16 protein-coding genes and 1 tRNA gene are annotated in these 17687 nt (G+C 59.0%); 12 read left to right on the forward strand and 5 right to left on the reverse strand.

What is annotated here, in order from left to right; genetic code table 11:
* Nucleotides 1–158: 158 nt before the first annotated feature.
* Nucleotides 159–896 (forward strand): SDR family oxidoreductase, encoded by a 738-nt coding sequence (locus tag NR114_RS23125; protein WP_256813494.1) that lies wholly within the window; start codon nt 159–161, stop codon nt 894–896.
* A 103-nt stretch (nt 897–999) separates the two neighbouring features.
* Here NR114_RS23125 and NR114_RS23130 read toward each other — a convergent pair.
* The 3 genes from NR114_RS23130 to dpiA form a co-directional block, all read right to left on the reverse strand.
* A tRNA-Asn gene (locus tag NR114_RS23130) sits at nt 1000–1075 on the reverse strand.
* Between the two features lie 113 nt (nt 1076–1188).
* On the reverse strand, nt 1189–4278 hold the full coding sequence (locus NR114_RS23135; protein WP_256824855.1) for a beta-galactosidase: 3090 nt from the start codon (nt 4276–4278) through the stop codon (nt 1189–1191).
* Between the two features lie 113 nt (nt 4279–4391).
* Nucleotides 4392–5078 (reverse strand): two-component response regulator DpiA, encoded by a 687-nt coding sequence (gene dpiA / locus NR114_RS23140; RefSeq protein WP_020827715.1) that lies wholly within the window; start codon nt 5076–5078, stop codon nt 4392–4394.
* Nucleotides 5079–5409: 331 nt separating this feature from the next.
* On the opposite strand from dpiA, the gene citC reads away from it, so the two are divergent.
* The 9 genes from citC to NR114_RS23185 all read left to right on the forward strand — a co-directional run bounded on the left by citC (nt 5410) and on the right by NR114_RS23185 (nt 14337).
* Complete coding sequence (gene citC, locus NR114_RS23145; protein WP_020827714.1) at nt 5410–6483, forward strand: [citrate (pro-3S)-lyase] ligase; 1074 nt, start codon at nt 5410–5412, stop codon at nt 6481–6483.
* Nucleotides 6480–6788 (forward strand): citrate lyase acyl carrier protein, encoded by a 309-nt coding sequence (gene citD, locus NR114_RS23150; protein WP_048762543.1) that lies wholly within the window; start codon nt 6480–6482, stop codon nt 6786–6788. The genes citC and citD overlap by 4 nt, the downstream gene beginning before the upstream one ends.
* Nucleotides 6772–7692, forward strand: coding sequence for a citrate (pro-3S)-lyase subunit beta (gene citE / locus NR114_RS23155; RefSeq protein WP_256813496.1), 921 nt, complete (start codon nt 6772–6774; stop codon nt 7690–7692). The genes citD and citE overlap by 17 nt, the downstream gene beginning before the upstream one ends.
* Nucleotides 7692–9197, forward strand: a complete 1506-nt coding sequence (gene citF, locus NR114_RS23160; RefSeq protein WP_234530720.1) for a citrate lyase subunit alpha — start codon at nt 7692–7694, stop codon at nt 9195–9197. Before citE ends, citF begins: the two co-directional genes overlap by 1 nt.
* Nucleotides 9198–9201: 4 nt before the next feature.
* Nucleotides 9202–9750: a citrate lyase holo-[acyl-carrier protein] synthase gene (citX, locus tag NR114_RS23165; RefSeq protein ID WP_020827710.1), complete on the forward strand. Its 549-nt coding sequence runs from the start codon at nt 9202–9204 to the stop codon at nt 9748–9750.
* Nucleotides 9731–10654: a triphosphoribosyl-dephospho-CoA synthase CitG gene (gene citG / locus NR114_RS23170; RefSeq protein ID WP_051150531.1), complete on the forward strand. Its 924-nt coding sequence runs from the start codon at nt 9731–9733 to the stop codon at nt 10652–10654. The genes citX and citG overlap by 20 nt, the downstream gene beginning before the upstream one ends.
* Nucleotides 10655–10693: 39 nt before the next feature.
* Nucleotides 10694–12157: an anion permease gene (locus tag NR114_RS23175; RefSeq protein WP_234530719.1), complete on the forward strand. Its 1464-nt coding sequence runs from the start codon at nt 10694–10696 to the stop codon at nt 12155–12157.
* A 150-nt stretch (nt 12158–12307) separates the two neighbouring features.
* On the forward strand, nt 12308–13537 hold the full coding sequence (gene agp, locus NR114_RS23180; RefSeq protein WP_256824856.1) for a bifunctional glucose-1-phosphatase/inositol phosphatase: 1230 nt from the start codon (nt 12308–12310) through the stop codon (nt 13535–13537).
* A gap of 104 nt (nt 13538–13641) precedes the next feature.
* Nucleotides 13642–14337, forward strand: a complete 696-nt coding sequence (locus tag NR114_RS23185; RefSeq protein ID WP_234530717.1) for a 4'-phosphopantetheinyl transferase superfamily protein — start codon at nt 13642–13644, stop codon at nt 14335–14337.
* A gap of 37 nt (nt 14338–14374) precedes the next feature.
* Here the strand turns inward: NR114_RS23185 and rarD are convergent, their stop codons facing one another.
* Nucleotides 14375–15268: an EamA family transporter RarD gene (rarD, locus tag NR114_RS23190; RefSeq protein ID WP_020827705.1), complete on the reverse strand. Its 894-nt coding sequence runs from the start codon at nt 15266–15268 to the stop codon at nt 14375–14377.
* A gap of 139 nt (nt 15269–15407) precedes the next feature.
* Between rarD and alkB the strand changes: the two genes are divergently transcribed.
* Nucleotides 15408–16055 carry a DNA oxidative demethylase AlkB gene (alkB, locus tag NR114_RS23195; RefSeq protein WP_020827704.1) on the forward strand — a complete coding sequence of 216 codons (648 nt, stop codon included), beginning with the start codon at nt 15408–15410 and terminating at the stop codon, nt 16053–16055.
* Here the strand turns inward: alkB and NR114_RS23200 are convergent.
* Nucleotides 16038–16973 carry a LysR family transcriptional regulator gene (locus tag NR114_RS23200; protein WP_020827703.1) on the reverse strand — a complete coding sequence of 312 codons (936 nt, stop codon included), beginning with the start codon at nt 16971–16973 and terminating at the stop codon, nt 16038–16040. The genes alkB and NR114_RS23200 overlap by 18 nt on opposite strands.
* An 84-nt stretch (nt 16974–17057) precedes the next feature.
* Between NR114_RS23200 and NR114_RS23205 the strand changes: the two genes are divergently transcribed.
* A complete protein-coding gene (locus tag NR114_RS23205) occupies nt 17058–17687 on the forward strand; it encodes a serine-tRNA(Ala) deacylase AlaX (protein WP_048762548.1) in 630 nt (209 codons plus the stop codon).

Consider the following 17687-nt stretch of genomic DNA (forward strand, 5'->3'; position numbering starts at 1 on the left):
AGGAGCGGATGTTGCATGTCCCCTAGAACGCGATTAAACAAATTGCGGTGCGGCTTATTCCTGCCTCTCATGAAAAAGGGCACTAACTGAAAGATGCCAGTCCATCTTCTCATGTATATCTACATCCACACATAGTCATTATGAAAGGATGGATGGAGATGCTGAGAGGTAAAAGAGCTGTGATTACTGGTGGAGGCGCGGGATTTGGGCAAGCGCTGTGCGTGTGGTTGACGCAAGAAGGCGTCGAGGTGCATTTTTCCGCGAGGCGTGCTGATGATATTCAAAAAACTTGCAGCATCATCACGGCTGAAGGTGGGAGTGCAAAAGGGTATATCTGTGATTTAACCCAGCCTGAATCCATTTCTCAGTTTTCTTCACAGCTGTTATTTTCCGACAAGCCCATAGACATTTTAATTCTCAATGCCGCTCAGTGGCTGTCAGGCACGTTAGACGATCAACCCGATACAGAAATCATCAATACCGTCAGTTCAGGCCTGACAGGTTCAATTCTACTGACTCAGGCTTTGCTATCCGGATTAAGACGTTCTGAAAGCGCGGATATCGTCTCAATTATATCTTCATGTGGGATCCCGCATTTTACAGATTCAATTGCGCACCCCGCTTTTTTTGCTAGCAAACACGGGCTTAGCGGTTTTACAACTAAACTTTCTAACCAGTTGTCCGAAGAGAATATACGTGTGACCGGGCTGTATCCCCCGGATTTTGAACTAACCGGATTAGATACATTTGTCGATAGCCAGCCCAGAATGGGGGAACGTCTAATGAATGGGCGCTCGATCTGGGAAACAATTCGTTTTGTGCTGGCTCAACCGCGTAGTTGCCATATCAGTAGCATCTACTTTGAAGGTCCAACTCGCGAAAAACTGAATGTTTGAGGCTGAGTTTGGCGATGTTGAACAGAGCACTCAACGTCCACTCCTCGCTCAAAGCAAAAAGCAAAAAGCCCGCTCAGGTTTCCCTGAGCGGGCTTCTCTAATATGGCTCCTCTGACTGGACTCGAACCAGTGACATACGGATTAACAGTCCGCCGTTCTACCGACTGAACTACAGAGGAATCGTGTGAACGGCCGGAATCATAACGGGGTGTTGGCAGCATGTCAAAGGCGGATTACGCATTCTGTGACTGTTTGCTTACAGAATGCGCAACCCGTTGAGGTTTTGGCAGATTTAGCCCAGTTCCGCGCGTTTTAACCGCAGCTGATAGTGGTAATGGCTGCGGCTGAGCAGGGAGTTCGCATTGACGCTCGGGCTCCAGGAATCGTCGCCGCCGACCCCCATATGGAAGCCGTCGAGGTTGAGCCAGGTACCGGCTTCCGGCTGCAACAGATGTTGGTGGCTACAGTCCATCAACTGACGCAGGCCGTAGCGGCTGAGTGAAAAGTGGAACTGCCCGTCGACGTGCCAGTCGCCGTACTGCAACTGGCGGGTGTCGCAGCGCAGGCCGTTTTCGCCGGGGAAGATGTACGGCGTGTGCAGTTCTTCCAGCGGTCGTTGCCAGCGCCCGAATTGCGCGGCAAGGCGACGGTCCGGATAGTTTTCATGCGGCCCCAGGCCCAGCCATTGTGCCTGCGGATGGGTGTCCGCCAGTTGGCAGGTCAGGCCGATACGCGCCGGTGGCGGCAAGCTGGCGGCGATTGCGACGTCAACGCTGACGCTGACCGCGCCCTGGCTGTCGAACAACCACTGTTTGCGGCTGCATAACAGCGTTTCCCCATCTACCCCGAACCGGTGCTCGCTCACCACCCTTACGCCGTCGCTCAGCAGATCGGCCTGCAGCAGCACGCAGTGCTCTTCCAGCCGGTACATGCCGGCCAGCTTCCAGCGTTCGACCCAGGCATTGGGATCGATACGTTCCACTTCGCTGATGCCAATGTCGTTATCCAACGGCGCACGGATAAAGTTATCTTGCAGCGGCGTCAGCAGCAGCGCTTCGCCATCTTGCCACCATTGGCTCAGGAGGCCATTTTCGCGGGTAAACTGCCAGCGTTGCTCGCCATGGCTGATCTCAATCGTCCGCTCATTCTGGTTCAGCTGTGGGGCAAGGCCTTTCGTTGCCGGCGGCGCCAAATGCAGCGTGCGCGGTATCGGCCATTGATCCCAGGCGCAGCGATGGTTGGCTTCGGACCAGTCGGTGGCCTTGGGCTGCACCACCGCCACATTCAGCCACAGCTCGCCGGGCTGATGAAGTATCGGCAAGCGGTCGAGCAGGTGGAAGCTGGCGCAGCCCTGCGGTGGTAGCGCGAGGTCAAAGCTGCCGCTGGCGCGTTCTACGCCGTCCAGCTCCAGTCGCCAGTCCAGCCGTTCGTTATCGCTATGGCGGAACAGGTACTCGCTGCTGACGGTCAACGTCAGCGTTGTGGCATCGAAGGCAAACTGGAAAAATTGCTGGGCGCGTTGCGCCTCGAACAGCGCCGGATGTGGCGTGCGATCGGGGAACACCAGGCCGTTAAGGCAGAATTGCCGATCGTTAGGCGTGTCGCCGAAGTCGCCGCCGTACGCCCAGAACTCATCTCCGTTGTCATCGCGGCGGGTGAGTGCCTGATCGACCCAGTCCCAGACGAAGCCACCTTGCAGTCGCGGATACTGGCGGAAGGCCTGCCAATAGCGGTCAAAACCGCCGAAGCTGTTGCCCATCGCGTGAGCGTATTCGCACAGGATCAGCGGCCGCTGTTCATCCGGCAGGCCGATCCACTTCTTGATCGACCACTTGGGCACGGCAGGGAACGGCTGATCCTGATCCACCCGGGCGTACATCGGGCAGATAATGTCGGTCGCGGCGCTATTGGCGCCGCCGCCTTCATACTGCACCGGGCGAGTAGGGTCCTGGCTTTTCACCCAGCGATAAAGCGCGTCGTGGTTGCAGCCGTGGCCGGATTCGTTGCCCAGCGACCAGATAATAATGCAGGGGTGGTTGCGATCCCGCTGCACCATGCGCGTCACGCGCTCGCTCATCGCCGGTAGCCACAGTGGATCGTCGGAAAGCCGGTTCATTGGCTGCATGCCGTGGGTTTCAATATTGGCTTCGTCGACCACGTACAGCCCATAGCGGTCGCACAACCGGTACCACAGCGGGTGATTGGGGTAGTGCGAGCAGCGCACCGCATTGAAGTTGTGCTGTTTCATCAACAGAATGTCGTGGCGCATCGTGGCTTCATCCATCACCTGACCGTGCTGCGGATGATGTTCATGCCGGTTGGTGCCGCGGATCAGCAGCGGCTGGCCGTTCAGCTTCAGCAACCCGTTGCTGATGTCGATCTGACGGAAGCCAACGTCATAGGCTTCCACCTCAATAATTTCCCCGTCTGGCGCCAACAGTGCCAGCGTGGCCCGGTACAGCGTTGGGGTTTCAGCGCTCCAAAGCGCAGGCTGTTCCACCGGCAGACGCAGCGTTGTGCGGTCATCATAGGCACCGCGCTCGTCGATAATTTCGCTGCCGAGCGCCTGGATTTTTTCGCCAATCAGCTGGCCATCGCGCCACAGCTGCAGTTGTACCCGGTGCTGTGTCGGTCGATTGACGTGCGCTTCCACCACCAGTTCGCCACGGCGGAAGCCGTCGTAAAGCGGGGTTGTGATGCGAATATCGCTCAGGTGGATGGCGGGTTTATGCAGCAGGCTGACGTCGCGGAAAATCCCGCTCATGCGCCACATATCCTGATCTTCCAGATAGCTGCCATCGCACCAGCGCAGCACCATCACCGCCAGTCGGTTTTCACCGGCCTGCAGCCAGGGGCTGAGGTCAAATTCGGCGGGCAGGCGGCTGTCTTGCGAATAGCCGACCCAATGGCCGTTGCACCACAGGTAAAACGCCGAGTTGACGCCGTCAAAGATAATGCGCGTCTGCCCCTCGGCCAGCCAGGCGGGATCGACGGTAAACTGGCGGGAATAGCAACCGGTCGGGTTTTCTTCCGGGACCAGCGGCGGGTTAACCGGGATCGGGTAGCGGACGTTGGTGTAGATCGGCGCGTCATAACCGGCAAGTTGCCAGTTGGACGGCCCCGCCAGCCGGTCGGCATCGGGCAGGTCCTGCCGCAGCCAGGCTTCGGGCACCGCCTGCGGGCTGCGGTAATAGCTGAACTGCCAGTCGCCGTTTAACGTTTTCTGGCTGCTGCTGGGGCTGTCGTCACGCGCCGCATTCAGATCGCGCCAGCTCGCAAAAGGCGGATGCGCAGCCAGCCGCTGATAATGGGTGCAGGCCGGATTTTGCCAGTCCCGGCGGGCAATAAGGTCTTTCAGGGAAGGAGAGGGCAGAGCACTCATCGGCGATCGTCCTGTCGGCAGAGTAGAGGGGCATCATGCCGAATAAGATGCTGAGGAGAACCCAAAAAGTAAAGCGGTTACATTCAAGCTTGCAGGGGCGATCAAATAACCGCTTATTCTGGCTGAGCAGGCCGGTAAATCCGCTGCGGACGGCCTACCTTGCCGTAAATGATTTCGGCGCGCAGCTGCTGGGCGGCGGTACAAAACTCCAGATAACGGCGTGCCGTGGTACGGCTTAACCCCATCTGTTGCGCAACGCTTTCAGCGGTGTGGCTGACCGAGGGCTGTTCGAACAGGCCGCGTATTTTAACCAGCGTCAGCTCATCGATGCCTGCCGGCAATGTCGCCATAGGCTCGCCGCGGGCGTAGGTATTGAACATCTGATCAATGCGGCGCTGGTTAAGGTGTGCCTTATCCTTCAGCGCCTGGTGCCGCTGGCTGAAGCGCAATAGCGTGTGGGCCAGCCGATCATAGGCCAGCGGTTTGATCAGGTAATCGAACACCCCGTAGCGCAGGGCTTCGGCCACGGTGTCCATGTCGCTGGCGGCGGTGATAAAGACGATACCGCCGGCATAACCGCTCAGTGTCAGTTCGCGCAGCAGCTCAATGCCCTGGCCGTCGGGCAGGAAGTTATCCAGCAGGATCAGATCCGGCTTGAAGCGCTCGACCATGGTACGGGCCTGCGCCAGGGTACCCGCCAACCAGATTTGTCGGCAGCCGCCGTTTTGCCGGATAAATTCCGCGTGCATTTCTGCCAGCGGCGTTTCGTCTTCGACGATCAGTATATTCAGCCATTCCATAGTGAATCCCGTCTCCCCGTCGTCTTGCAGATTGCGATTAATATGCTACGAAAATGTAAGTTAATTGCCGCGTAAAATAAAGATTATCTCAATAATAAACACCATAAAAATAATTAAGTAAATAAAGAACATTAAATAACTTATTAACCGAAAGGGGTTTGTGAAATAGGTCAATAATTCGCTATTTTTTTCTGTTTACCATTGTTTCATTAAGTGTCCTTGTTGGATTTATCTCCATGGTTTCTAAGGTTTTAATTCCTGTGATAAATGTTAATTGACACTCTTTTTTGTATTTATTTTGTTATTTAATAGTTAACCCAGAGGGCGTGTTATGTTGGGCGACACCCTATTTAATCGAGTCAAAAGGTCCGATCATAAAAGTATCGCGCAGATTAATGCTTTCCTGCGCAGTAACGATCTGAATATTGACACCACGGTTGAAATATTTATTACCGTGACGCAAAACGATAAGTTGGTCGCCTGCGGCGGCATTGCCGACAATATTATCAAATGCGTCGCCATCAGCCCGCAAATGCGCGGCGAAGGTTTGGGGCTGACGTTGGCAACGGAGCTGGTGAATCTGGCTTATGAACGCCATCACACCCAGCTGTTTATCTACACCAAAATCCAAAATGAGCCGTTGTTCCAGCAATGCGGTTTCTACCCCATCGCCCGGGTGCCGGGCATCGTGGTGTTGATGGAAAACAGCCCGTGCCGGCTGAAACGCTATGCCGCTCAGTTAGCGGGCCAGCGCCGGCCGGGCACCACCATCGGCAGTATCGTGATGAACGCTAACCCCTTTACCCGCGGCCACCAATACCTGGTGCGCCAGGCCGCTGCGCAATGCGACTGGCTGCACCTGTTTTTGGTCAAGGAAAATACCTCGCGCTTCAGCTATGAAGATCGGCGGCGGCTGGTGCTGGCGGGCACCGCAGACATTCCTAACCTGACGGTGCACGAAGGGTCGCAATACGTCATTTCACGCGCCACCTTCCCCTGTTACTTCATTAAAGATCAAGGTATTGCCGACGACTGCTACACCGAAATCGATCTGAAGATCTTCCGTCAGTATCTGGCGCCCGCGTTGGGCATTACCCACCGCTTCGTCGGCAACGAGCCTTTCTGCGCGGTCACCGCCAAGTACAACCGCGATATGCGTTATTGGCTGGAAACCCCGGCGCTACCCAGCCCGCCGATCGCGCTGGTAGAAATCGAACGTTTGCAATATCAGGGCACGGCGATCTCCGCCTCCTGGGTGCGCAAGCTGCTGGCCGCCGGGGACTTTCACGCCGCCGCGCCGCTGGTGCCGCCAGACACCCTGTATTACCTGCAAGATTTGCAAACGCAGCGCCGGGCCAAGCCGGCGGCACACCCCTTTGAATCCGCACAATCAGGTGAAAGATGAAAATTATCCGAGAAGCAATGGCCGGCACGCTGGAATCCAGCGATGTCATGGTGCGCATCGCCCCCGCCGAGGGGCCGGAACACGATCTGCTGATCGCCAGCAGCGTAGAGAAACAGTTCGGCGAAGCCATCCGCCAAACGTTGCTGGAGGTGCTGCAACGTTATCAGGTGGAGCCGGTGCAGGTGATGGTGGACGACAAAGGCGCGCTCGACTGCGTGCTGCGTGCCCGGCTGGAAACCGCGCTGATGCGCGCCAGCGACAACGGCCTACTGCCATGGGGGGCGCATCATGAAAACGCTGAATAAACACCGTCTGCGCCGCAGCATGCTGTTCGTGCCCGGTGCCAATGCGGCCATGGTGAGCAACGCCTTTATCTATCAGGCCGATGCGCTGATGTTCGATCTGGAAGACTCGGTGATCCTGCGCGAAAAAGACGCCGCGCGGCGGCTGGTGTATCACGCGTTGCAACACCCGCTGTATCAGGAAGTGGAAACCATTGTGCGCGTCAACGCGCTGGATTCCGCCTACGGGCTGGCGGATCTGCAGGCGGTAGTGCGCGGCGGGGCGGACATCGTGCGGCTGCCGAAAACCGACAGCGCGCAGGACGTGGTGGATATGGATCGCGAAATTGCCGCCATCGAAGCCGACTGCGGGCGTCCGGTGGGCAGTACCGGCCTGCTTGCGGCGATTGAGTCGGCGGCGGGGATCACCCAGGCGGTCGCCATCGCCCATGCCTCACCGCGGTTGATTGGCATCGCGCTCGGCGCGGAAGACTACGTGCGCAACCTGCGTACCGAACGTTCGCCGGAGGGTATTGAGCTGCTGTTTGCGCGTTGCTCAATATTACAGGCGGCGCGGGCCGCGGGCATTCAGGCGTTCGACACCGTGTATTCCGATGCCAATAACGAAACCGGCTTCCTGCAGGAAGCGGCGCTGATCAAACAGCTCGGTTTCGACGGCAAATCCCTGATTAACCCACGGCAAATTGAACTGCTGCACAACCTGTATGCGCCAACCGCCAAGGAAGTGGCTCACGCCCAGCGGGTGGTGGATGCCGCGGCGGCGGCGGAGCAGGAAGGGCGCGGGGTAGTGTCGCTCAACGGCAAGATGGTCGACAGCCCGGTGATTGAACGCGCGCGGCTGGTATTGCAACGCGCAGCGCTTTCCGGCATCCGCGAAACGTCGGTTCAGCACGGAGAGGAAGCATAATGAAACGCCAACAACGACTGATGACCCTGAACAACCTGGCGGACCTGCGCTGCTATCAGGATGCCTCCAAGGCCAACCTGCAGGCGCGCAAGCCGCGCGATATCAAACGCTGCGACACGCTGGAACAGGCGGTACGCCGCAGCGGTTTGCAGGACGGAATGACCATCTCTTTCCACCATGCATTTCGCGGCGGCGATCTGGCGCTGAATCAGGTGATGGAAACGCTGGCGGCGATGGGGTTCCGCAACCTGACGCTGGCCTCCAGCTCGCTGAGCGAATGCCATGCGCCGCTGGTCGGCCATATCCGCAACGGGGTGGTGAGCCGCATTTACACCTCCGGCCTGCGTGGCCCGCTGGCGGATGCCATCTCACGCGGCCTGCTGGCCGAACCGGTACAAATTCACTCCCACGGTGGCCGCGTCAACCTGATCGAGTCCGGTGAACTGGCGATAGACGTCGCCTTCCTCGGGGTTCCGGCCTGCGACGAATTTGGCAATGCCAACGGCTACAGCGGCGAAGCCTGCTGCGGTTCGTTGGGCTACGCCAAAGTGGATGCCGATACCGCAGGCACCGTGGTGTTGCTGACCGAAGCGATCCTGCCTTATCCGCATCATCCGGCCAGCCTGGCGCAGGATCGGGTCGATCTGATTGTTCAACTCGAGCGAGTGGGGGACGCCGACAAGATCGGTGCCGATGCCACCCGCATGACTTCTAACCCGCGTGAATTACTGATTGCCCGCCGCGCTGCCGAAGTGATTGCCGGTTCCGGCTTCTTTACCGAAGGTTTCTCGCTGCAAACCGGCACCGGTGGGGCTTCGTTAGCGGTGACGCGTTTTCTGGAAGACAAAATGCGCGCGCGTGGCGTTCGCGCCGGTTACGCCCTCGGCGGTATTACCTCAACCATGGTGGATCTGCATGAAAAAGGGCTGATTGCTCGCCTGCTGGACGTGCAGAGTTTTGACCGTGCGGCGGCGATGTCGTTGGCGCGCAATCCCAACCACATTGAAATCAGCGCCAATCAGTACGCCAACTTCAGTTCGAAGGGCGCTTCGGTCGACCGGCTTGACGTGGTGGTGCTAAGCGCGCTGGAAATCGATACCGGCTTCAACGTCAACGTGCTGACTGGTTCCGACGGCGTGCTGCGCGGGGCTTCTGGCGGTCACTGTGACACCGCCGCGGCGGCACGGTTGGCGATCATCGTCGCACCGCTGGTGCGCGGGCGCATTCCAACGCTGGTCGAGCAGGTTACCACCTGCGTCACGCCGGGCTCCAGCATCGACATTTTGGTTACCGATCACGGTATTGCCGTTAACCCGGCGCGGCCGGAGTTGGCGCAGCGGCTGCAAGAGGCAGGGCTGCCGGTGGTTGGCATCGACTGGCTGCGCCAGCGTGCGCTGTTGCTGACCGGCGAACCGCAGCCGATCGCTTTCACCGACAAAGTGGTGGCGGTCGTGCGTTATCGCGACGGTTCGGTGATCGACGTGGTGCATCAGGTGGCGGAGTAACGTGATGACCTGCGTCCCTCCTGAACTGGCCGCCAACCGCGCCGTCAGCCTGCCGGAACTGCTGACCAGCCGCGAGTGCCGCCAGGCACGGCAGCAGGCGTGGCAGGCTCAGCACGCTTCCACGCTGCTGGTGCTGACGCTGGTGGTGCCCGGTGCGGTAAAAGACAGTGCCCTGACCCGCAACATCTTCAACCTCGGCTGGCAGGCGCTGCAGCAAATGGGGCGTGAGCAAAACTGGCATTGCCTGCAGGCGGAAGCGCTGGCGCTTTCCACCGGTTGCGAGGGGTTTATGGCGCTGCAGGCCGATGCCCAACGGGTGAAAGACTGCGCCATGCAGTTGGAGGTTCAGCAGCCGATAGGTCGGCTGTGGGATATCGACGTGCTGGATCCCGAGGGCCGTATTTTATCGCGCCGCGATCTGGGGCTGGCGGAGCGCCGCTGCCTGCTGTGCAGCCAGCCGGCCAAAATCTGCGCCCGTCAGCGGCGACACAGCAGCGAACAGCTGCTGCAGGAAATGGAAAGGATGCTCAATGATGCGCTCTCAACCCGTTGAACTCGCCCGGTGTAGCCCACCGGCGCCGGTCAGTGGCTTTGCCCATGCCGCCTACCGCGCCCTGTTGGTCGAAGTGAATCTGACGCCCAAACCGGGGCTGGTGGATCGCCACAACAACGGTGCCCACCGGGACATGAACATCGGCCATTTTTACCGCAGCGCCCGCGCTATCGGCATCTGGCTGCCGCGCTTTGTCCGTCAGGGGCAGGAAGACGCCCGTTGCCCGGCTGCCGAGCAGTTGGTCAGGCTGCGTCCGCTGGGGCTGGCCTGCGAAAACCACATGTTTCAGGCCACCGGTGGCGTCAACACCCATAAAGGCAGCGTATTTTCCCTCGGCCTGCTGTGCACCGCTTTCGGTCGCCTGTCCCAGAGGCCGCAGTCTATTGACGCCGCCACGCTGTGCGCCGAAGTGGCGTCGATGTGTCGTGGACTGGTGGCGCGCGAGCTGCAACAGCGCAATGCGTTGCAGACCGCCGGCCAAAGGCTGTTTGCCCAACACGGCCTGAGCGGCGCGCGCGGCGAGGCGGAGTCCGGCTTCGAGCGGGTGATTAACGGTGCGCTGCCGCTGTACCTGCAACGGCTGAACGCCGGGTGCGATGAGCAAACGGCGCTGATGGACAGCCTGCTGTGGCTAATGGCCAACAACGATGACACCAATGTCGCCTCACGCGGCGGTCTCGAAGGCCTGCGTTGGTTGCAGCGGCGTGCCGGCGAACTGCTGGCGCAGGGGGGAGCCCAGGGTCAGCAGGGCATAGCACGCCTGCGGCAGTTCGACGCCGAGTGCATTCACCGCAATCTCAGCCCAGGCGGCAGTGCCGATCTGTTGATCGTCACCTGGCTGCTGGCGCAATTACCGAATTCCACTAAGCCCGCTGCCTTTCAAGCCACAACTTGGAATCCCTAGGGCATAGCTAAAAAAATAACCCGTCTTCAGGAGAAACTTATGTCCGAAACCAAGGAAAAAATCTGGAAAGCGCTGGCGCCACTGTTGGTGCTGGCGATCCTGCTCTGGATACCCACGCCCGAAGGCATGCCGCCGCAGGCCTGGCGCTACTTCGCCATTTTTGTGGCGATGATTGTCGGCATGATCCTGGAGCCGATCCCGGCGACGGCGATCAGCTTTATCGCCGTGACCCTCAGCGTGCTGAGCGCCAACTGGGTGTTGTTCGGGGCGCAGGAATTAGCGGAGCCGGGCTTCAAGGCCGGTAAAGAGGCGCTGAAATGGGGGCTGGCCGGATTTTCCAGCACCACCGTCTGGCTGGTGTTCGGCGCATTTATCTTTGCGCTCGGCTACGAAGCCACCGGGCTGGGGCGACGCATTGCCCTGTTTTTGGTGAAGTTTATGGGCAAGCGTACCCTGACGCTCGGTTATGCGGTGGTGATCATCGATATCCTGCTGGCACCTTTTACCCCGTCCAACACCGCCCGTACCGGTGGCACCGTGTTCCCGGTGGTGAAAAACCTGCCGCCGCTGTTTGATTCCTTCCCCAACGATCCCTCCTCACGGCGCATCGGCGGTTACCTGATGTGGATGATGGTGGTCGGGACCAGCATCAGCTCCTCGATGTTCGTCACCGGCGCCGCACCTAACGTGCTGGGCATCGAGTTCGTCAGCAAAATCGCCGGCGTGCATATCAGCTGGATGCAGTGGTTCCTGGCCTTCCTGCCGGTCGGTCTGCTGCTGCTGGTGATTGCGCCGTTGATTTCCTATTACCTGTACAAACCGGGCGTTACGCACAGCAGCGAAGTCGCTTCCTGGGCCAATAGCGCGCTGGGGGAAATGGGCAAGCTGACGCGCAAGGAGTACACGCTGATTGGCCTGGTGCTGCTCAGCCTGTGTCTGTGGGTGTTTGGCGGCAAGATATTGGATGCCACCACGGTCTGTTTGTTGGCGGTATCGCTGATGCTGGCCTTGCACGTAGTGTCGTGGAAGGACATCACCAAATACTCCAGCGCCTGGAACACCTTGGTGAACCTGGCGACGCTGGTGGTGATGGCCAACGGCCTGACGCGCTCCGGTTTTATCGACTGGTTCGCGCTGACCATGAGCACCCATCTGGACGGATTCTCGCCGGATATGACGGTCGTGGCGCTGGTCCTGGTGTTCTACTTCGCTCACTACCTGTTCGCCAGCCTGTCGGCGCACACGGCAACCCTGCTGCCGGTGATCCTTGCCGTCGGTAAAGGCCTGCCGGGCGTGCCTATGGAGCAGCTGTCGATGCTGCTGGTGCTGTCGATCGGCATCATGGGCGTGCTGACGCCGTACGCTACCGGTCCTGGGGTTATCATCTACGGCTGTGGCTACGTGAAGTCGAAAGACTACTGGCGGATGGGCGGTATTTTGGGCGTGGTGTACATCGCCGCGCTGTTGTTGATCGGCTGGCCGATCATGCGTTTGTGGATGTGATTTTCTAAATTATCAGCGGCCCTCGGCGAAGGGCCGCTGAGCAGACCTTTCCCTGTGATGTTCATCACACACTTTCGGCGTTAACCTCTCCATGATAGCGAAGCAATAGCTAACACATTAAAAATAATCACAATCCTGGAGCCTCTGCGGATGAAAAGAAAAACTTTATTGCTGTGCTTGCCGTTATTTATGACCGGGACTGCCTTGGCGGAAACCAACGACTATCAATTGGATCAGGTGCTGGTGATGAGCCGCCATAACCTGCGTGCGCCGCTGGCCAACAACGGCAGCGTATTGGCGCAGTCCACCCCCAAAGCCTGGCCGGCCTGGGACACGCCGGGTGGCCTGCTGACCACCAAGGGCGGGGTGCTGGAAGTGTATATGGGCCACTACTTCAATGCGTGGCTCAAGCAAACCGGAGTATTGCCGCAGGAAGGCTGCCCGACCGCCGGCAGCGTTTACGTCTATGCCAACAGTTTGCAACGCACGGTGGCGACCGCGCAGTTCTTTACCAACGGTGCTTTCCCCGGTTGTGACGTCAGCGTGCATCATCAGGACAAAATGGGGGAGATGGATCCCACCTTCAACCCGATCATCACTGACAACAGCGAAGCTTTCAATCAGCAGGCTCTGGGGGCAATGAACGCCGAACTGGCCTCGTTGAAGCTGGACGCCTCCTACAAGCAATTAGAAAAAATCATCGATTACAAAGATTCCAGCGCCTGTAAAACCGACAAGCACTGCGATTTGACCAAAGAAGCCAGCAAAATGAGCGCAGTGCCGGGCAAAGAGCCGGGTGTCGCTGGGCCGCTGCGGGTAGGGAACTCGCTGGTGGACGCCTTTATGCTGCAATATTACGAAGGCTTCCCGATGAAGGACGTGGCCTGGGGCAAAATCACCACGCCACAGCAGTGGAAACAGTTGGCGCAGCTGAAGGACGGCTATCAGGATTCGCTTTTTACCTCGCCGGTGGTGGCGCAAAACGTGGCCAAACCGCTGCTGACATATATCAACGGCGCACTGATTGGCGAACGCAACCCGGATTCACCGAAGGTAACGGTGCTGGTGGGGCACGACTCCAACATTGCCTCCCTGCTGTCGGCGATGGAGTTCAAGCCGTACCAACTGCCGCATCAATATGAGAAAACGCCGATTGGCGGCAAGCTGGTGTTCCAGCGCTGGCACGATAAGAAAAACGATCGCGATTTGCTGAAAATCGAGTACGTGTATCAATCCACCGACCAGTTGCGCAATGCCACTCCGCTGACGCTGAAACCCCCGCCACAGCGCGTGACGATGGCGTTAAAAGGCTGCCCAATCGATAAGCAGGGCTACTGCGCCTGGAGCGACTTCGAAAAAACCATGAAAGGGATTCTGTAATTCTGTTGTGCCTCTCCTTCGGTAACGGGGGAGAGGAATAATCATTGTTGCTCAGGAGCTCGGCGTCTAAAATTAGCGTTCTGCACACCCAATATGGACAACCCGTGTTCTCTTCTTTTATCCCCACCTTTGAACGGTTGAACCTGGACGATTACCCGGGGCAGGTTGCCCGTTGCCGCTTTTCTGTGGCGCACTACCAGGATGACTGTTTCGCTTCCATTGGCATGGCGCTCCCCGAACATCTGGCGCGTGCGGTGCCAAAGCGGCGGGCGGAATATCTGGCCGGGCGTTATCTGGCGCGGACCTTGTTGGCACCGCTGGGGTTTGCGGATTTCACGCTGTTGCGCGGCGAAGACCGGGCACCGCAGTGGCCGCCGGGTATCGCCGGTGCGCTCAGTCATAATGCGGACACTGCGCTTTGCGCGGTGCATCCGGAAACCGGGTTGGGCGGCGTGGGGCTGGACGTTGAAACGTTCATTCCCGCCGGGCGTGCGGAGGAGCTGCAGCGAGCTATCGTCAGCGAGGCGGAATCTGCCCAACTGCGCACTCATTCACAGCCATTTAACCACCTGCTGACCTTGGCCTTTTCCGCCAAAGAGAGCCTGTTCAAAGCGCTATATCCGCAGGTGCGCTGCTATTTTGACTTTCTAGACGCACGCCTGGTCACGCTGGATACGCAACGACAGACGTTCGAATTGGAACTGCTCAAAACCCTTACGCCGCAGTGCCATGCAGGTCGCCGTTTCTGCGGCCGTTACTGGCAACAAGGTGACGATGTCACAACTTTTATTTATTTATAAATCAATCAAATAAAGCTAAAAATTCGACGTTGCACTGTCACATTTGCCGGTGGATTCGCCTGCGACGCAGCAGGTGGCTGGCCCCTTCCGACACCAACAGCAGCACCGCCAGCCAGATAGGAATATAGGTCAGCCATTCATCCCGGCCGATGCTCTCGCCAAGCAGCAAGGCTACCACTACCAACAGCACCGGCTCCACATAGCTCAGCAGGCCGAACAGGCTGAACGGCAGCAGACGGCTGGCCAGGATATAGCACACCAGCGCAGCGGCGCTGATCACCCCCAACAGCGGGATTTGCCAATACAGTGCCGGGCTGATGCTCAGCGCCGCCAGTGGCCCGTTGCCCCCGAAGGCGAACCAGGCGGCGACCGGCAGCATCAGCGTCAGTTCACACCACAAGCCACCCAGGTTGTCGGTGCCGAAACGGCGGCGCAGGATAAAGTACACCGGGTAGCCCAGCGCCACCAGCAAGGTGGTCCAGGACACGCCGCCGACCTGATACAACTCGTTGCCGACGCCGATAATGGCGCAGCTGACCGCCAGTTTTTGCAGCAGCGAAAGGCGATCGCGGAAGATCAGGCGTCCTGCCAGCACCATGGTCAGCGGCAGCAGGAAATAGCCGAGCGATACCTCCAAGGCCTTGCCGTGCAGCGGTGCCCAGAGAAACAGCCAGAGCTGAACCCCCAGCAGCGCCGAACTCAGCGGCAGAAACAGCAGGCGGCGCGGCCGCTGTTTTATCCAACTCAAGGTCTCGCTGACCTTGCGCCAGTCGGCGGAAAGCACCATGAACAGCGTCAAAAACGGCACCGTCAGCAGGGTACGCCAGCCAAAGACTTGCTCACCGTCAAGCGGCGTCAGGGTAGAGGTGTAGTAATACATCACGCCGAACAATACCGAGGCGATGACGGAAAGAACGATCCCTTTAATCACATGCGATCCTGAAAAGTTATTGATTTTATTGTCGGTACTCTAGAGAAGTTTAGCGCTAACAACAATGCGGCGCATCAGGCTGGACAATCGCCAACGGCAAGTTAAAATAAATACTGTGTATTAATACAGGTTTTCTGTCATGACCCTCGATCTTTTTGAAGACTCCGTGCCGCCGCCGTGGCGGGAACAGATTGCGCCAGGCGCGGTGGTGATGCACGGTTTTGTGCGCGATCACGGCCCAGAACTGCTGGCGGCGGTGCATGGGGTGATTGCTCAGGTGCCCTGGCGGCACATGACTACGCCGGGCGGTCATGTGATGTCGGTGGCGATGAGCTGGTGCGGCAACGGCTGGAGCAGCGACAGCCGCGGTTATCGCTATTCGGAGCGCGATTCGCGCAGCGGCAAACGTTGGCCGCCGATCCCGGATATCCTGATGGCGCTGGCGGATGAAGCGGCACAGCAGGCGGGCTTTGCCCCGTTTGTACCGGATTCCTGCCTGATGAACCGCTACGATCCGGGCAGCAAGCTGTCATTGCATCAGGACAAAGACGAGCATGATTTCGGCTCGCCGATCGTTTCCGTTTCCCTCGGGCTGCCGGCGGTATTCCAGTTCGGCGGCATGCAACGTAGCGATCGGGCCCAGCGCATTCCTTTGGCGCACGGCGACGTGGTGGTGTGGGGCGGCCCGTCGCGGCTGTGTTTTCACGGCATTATGCCGATCAAGGAAGGCTACCATTCGCTGGTGGGGCCGCACCGTATCAATATCACCTTACGCAAGGCGCTTTAGCTGCGGCTCTTTCGCCAGGCAGGCCACCAGATAGTCGATAAACACCCGCAGCTTGGGCGGCAGGTACTGATTGGGGGCATACAGCAACCACAGCCCGCCGTGGTAACTGCTGAGGAAATCCCATTGCGGCAGCACCTGCACCACTTCGCCGTCGTCCAGCGCCTGACGGGCGGTAAAGTACGGCAGGCTGCCAATGCCAATGTGCTGTTTCACCGCATCCAGCCGCACGCCGGTATGGTTGGCGGCGTAGCGCCCACGTACGTTGACCGTCACCGTTTTCCCGGCCTGGCGGAATTTCCAACGGGCGTCGTTCGGCGTTTCACCCAGATAAATGCAGCTGTGCTGCGCCAAATCCTGCGGATGCCGCGGCGTTCCCTGCTGTGCCAGATAAGCCGGTGTGGCGCACAGCAGGTGGTCGATGGTCATCAGTTGGCGGCCAATCAGCCCAGGGGAAGGGCGTTCGGTAATGCGCAGCGCCAGATCGACCCGATCATCAATCAAATCCATATAGCGGTCTTCCAGCCGCAGGCGAACGTCGACTTTGGGATAGCGGCGTAAAAACGCCGGTATGTGCGGGTGCAGCACATAACGCCCCACCGCCTTGGGCACGCTGACGCTGACCAAGCCTTCAGGCTCTACTGCACCGCGCCCGCTGAACTCCATCACCGAGTGCGCGGCGTCCAGCATGCTGCGGCAGCGTTGAAATACTTCTTCGCCCTGTTCGCTTAGCCGCAATTTGCGCGTGGTGCGGTGTAGCAGTTGCAATGCTAATGCCTGTTCCAGTTTAGCCACGCTGCGGCTGGCGGCAGAGGGGGATGTGCCCAGTCGACGGGCGGCGGCGGAAAAACTGCCGCTCTCCACCACCTGGACAAACACGGCCATTTCGGCCAGCAGCGAATGAGAGAGATTTGTGCTCACAGCGCAAAGGTCCATTGTGTTATTGACGGATTATCCTTTGATTATGGCATGAATATAATGGGCTCTCTAATCAGGAGAAAAACCATGACCGAACGGCTTTATTATTACAGCGACGAATTACAGGGCGCAGCGCAGGTGCTGGCCTGTACCCCGATGGAAGAGGGTGGATACGCGATAGAGCTGGACGCCACATTGTTTCACCCGCAGGGCGGCGGACAACCGGCCGACGGCGGTAAGCTTGGCGGCATCCCGGTGCTACGCGTGGCGCAGCAGGGCGACAAGGTGCTGCATTTCACCGCCGAGCCGTTGGCCGCAGGGCCGGTGAGCGTGCAGGTTGATGGTGAACAGCGTCGGTTGCATACCCGTTGGCACTCCGCCGGGCATCTGATCGGCTGGCTGGGGGAAACCCGCGGCTGGCAACCGGTGAAGGCGCACCACTGGCCGGGCGAAGGGCGGATCACTTTCACACCGGGCGCTGAGCCACAAACGCTGGATCAGGATTTTCTTCAGGCGGAGCTGGCAAGGCTGATTGCGGCAGACCTTCCGCGCAGACAGGTGGCGGTTGACGGCCTGCGGCAGGTGGGATTTGGCGAACTGCCGACCTATGGCTGCGGTGGCACCCATGTGCCCTCGCTGGCGGAGCTGGGCGCGGTAAACATCACGGCGCTCAAAGTGAAAAAAGGCCAGTTGATTGTTCAGTACGCGCTAGATTAA

This window comes from Serratia sp. Ser99 (assembly GCF_024519545.1).
Classification (GTDB): Bacteria; Pseudomonadota; Gammaproteobacteria; order Enterobacterales; family Enterobacteriaceae; genus Serratia; species Serratia liquefaciens.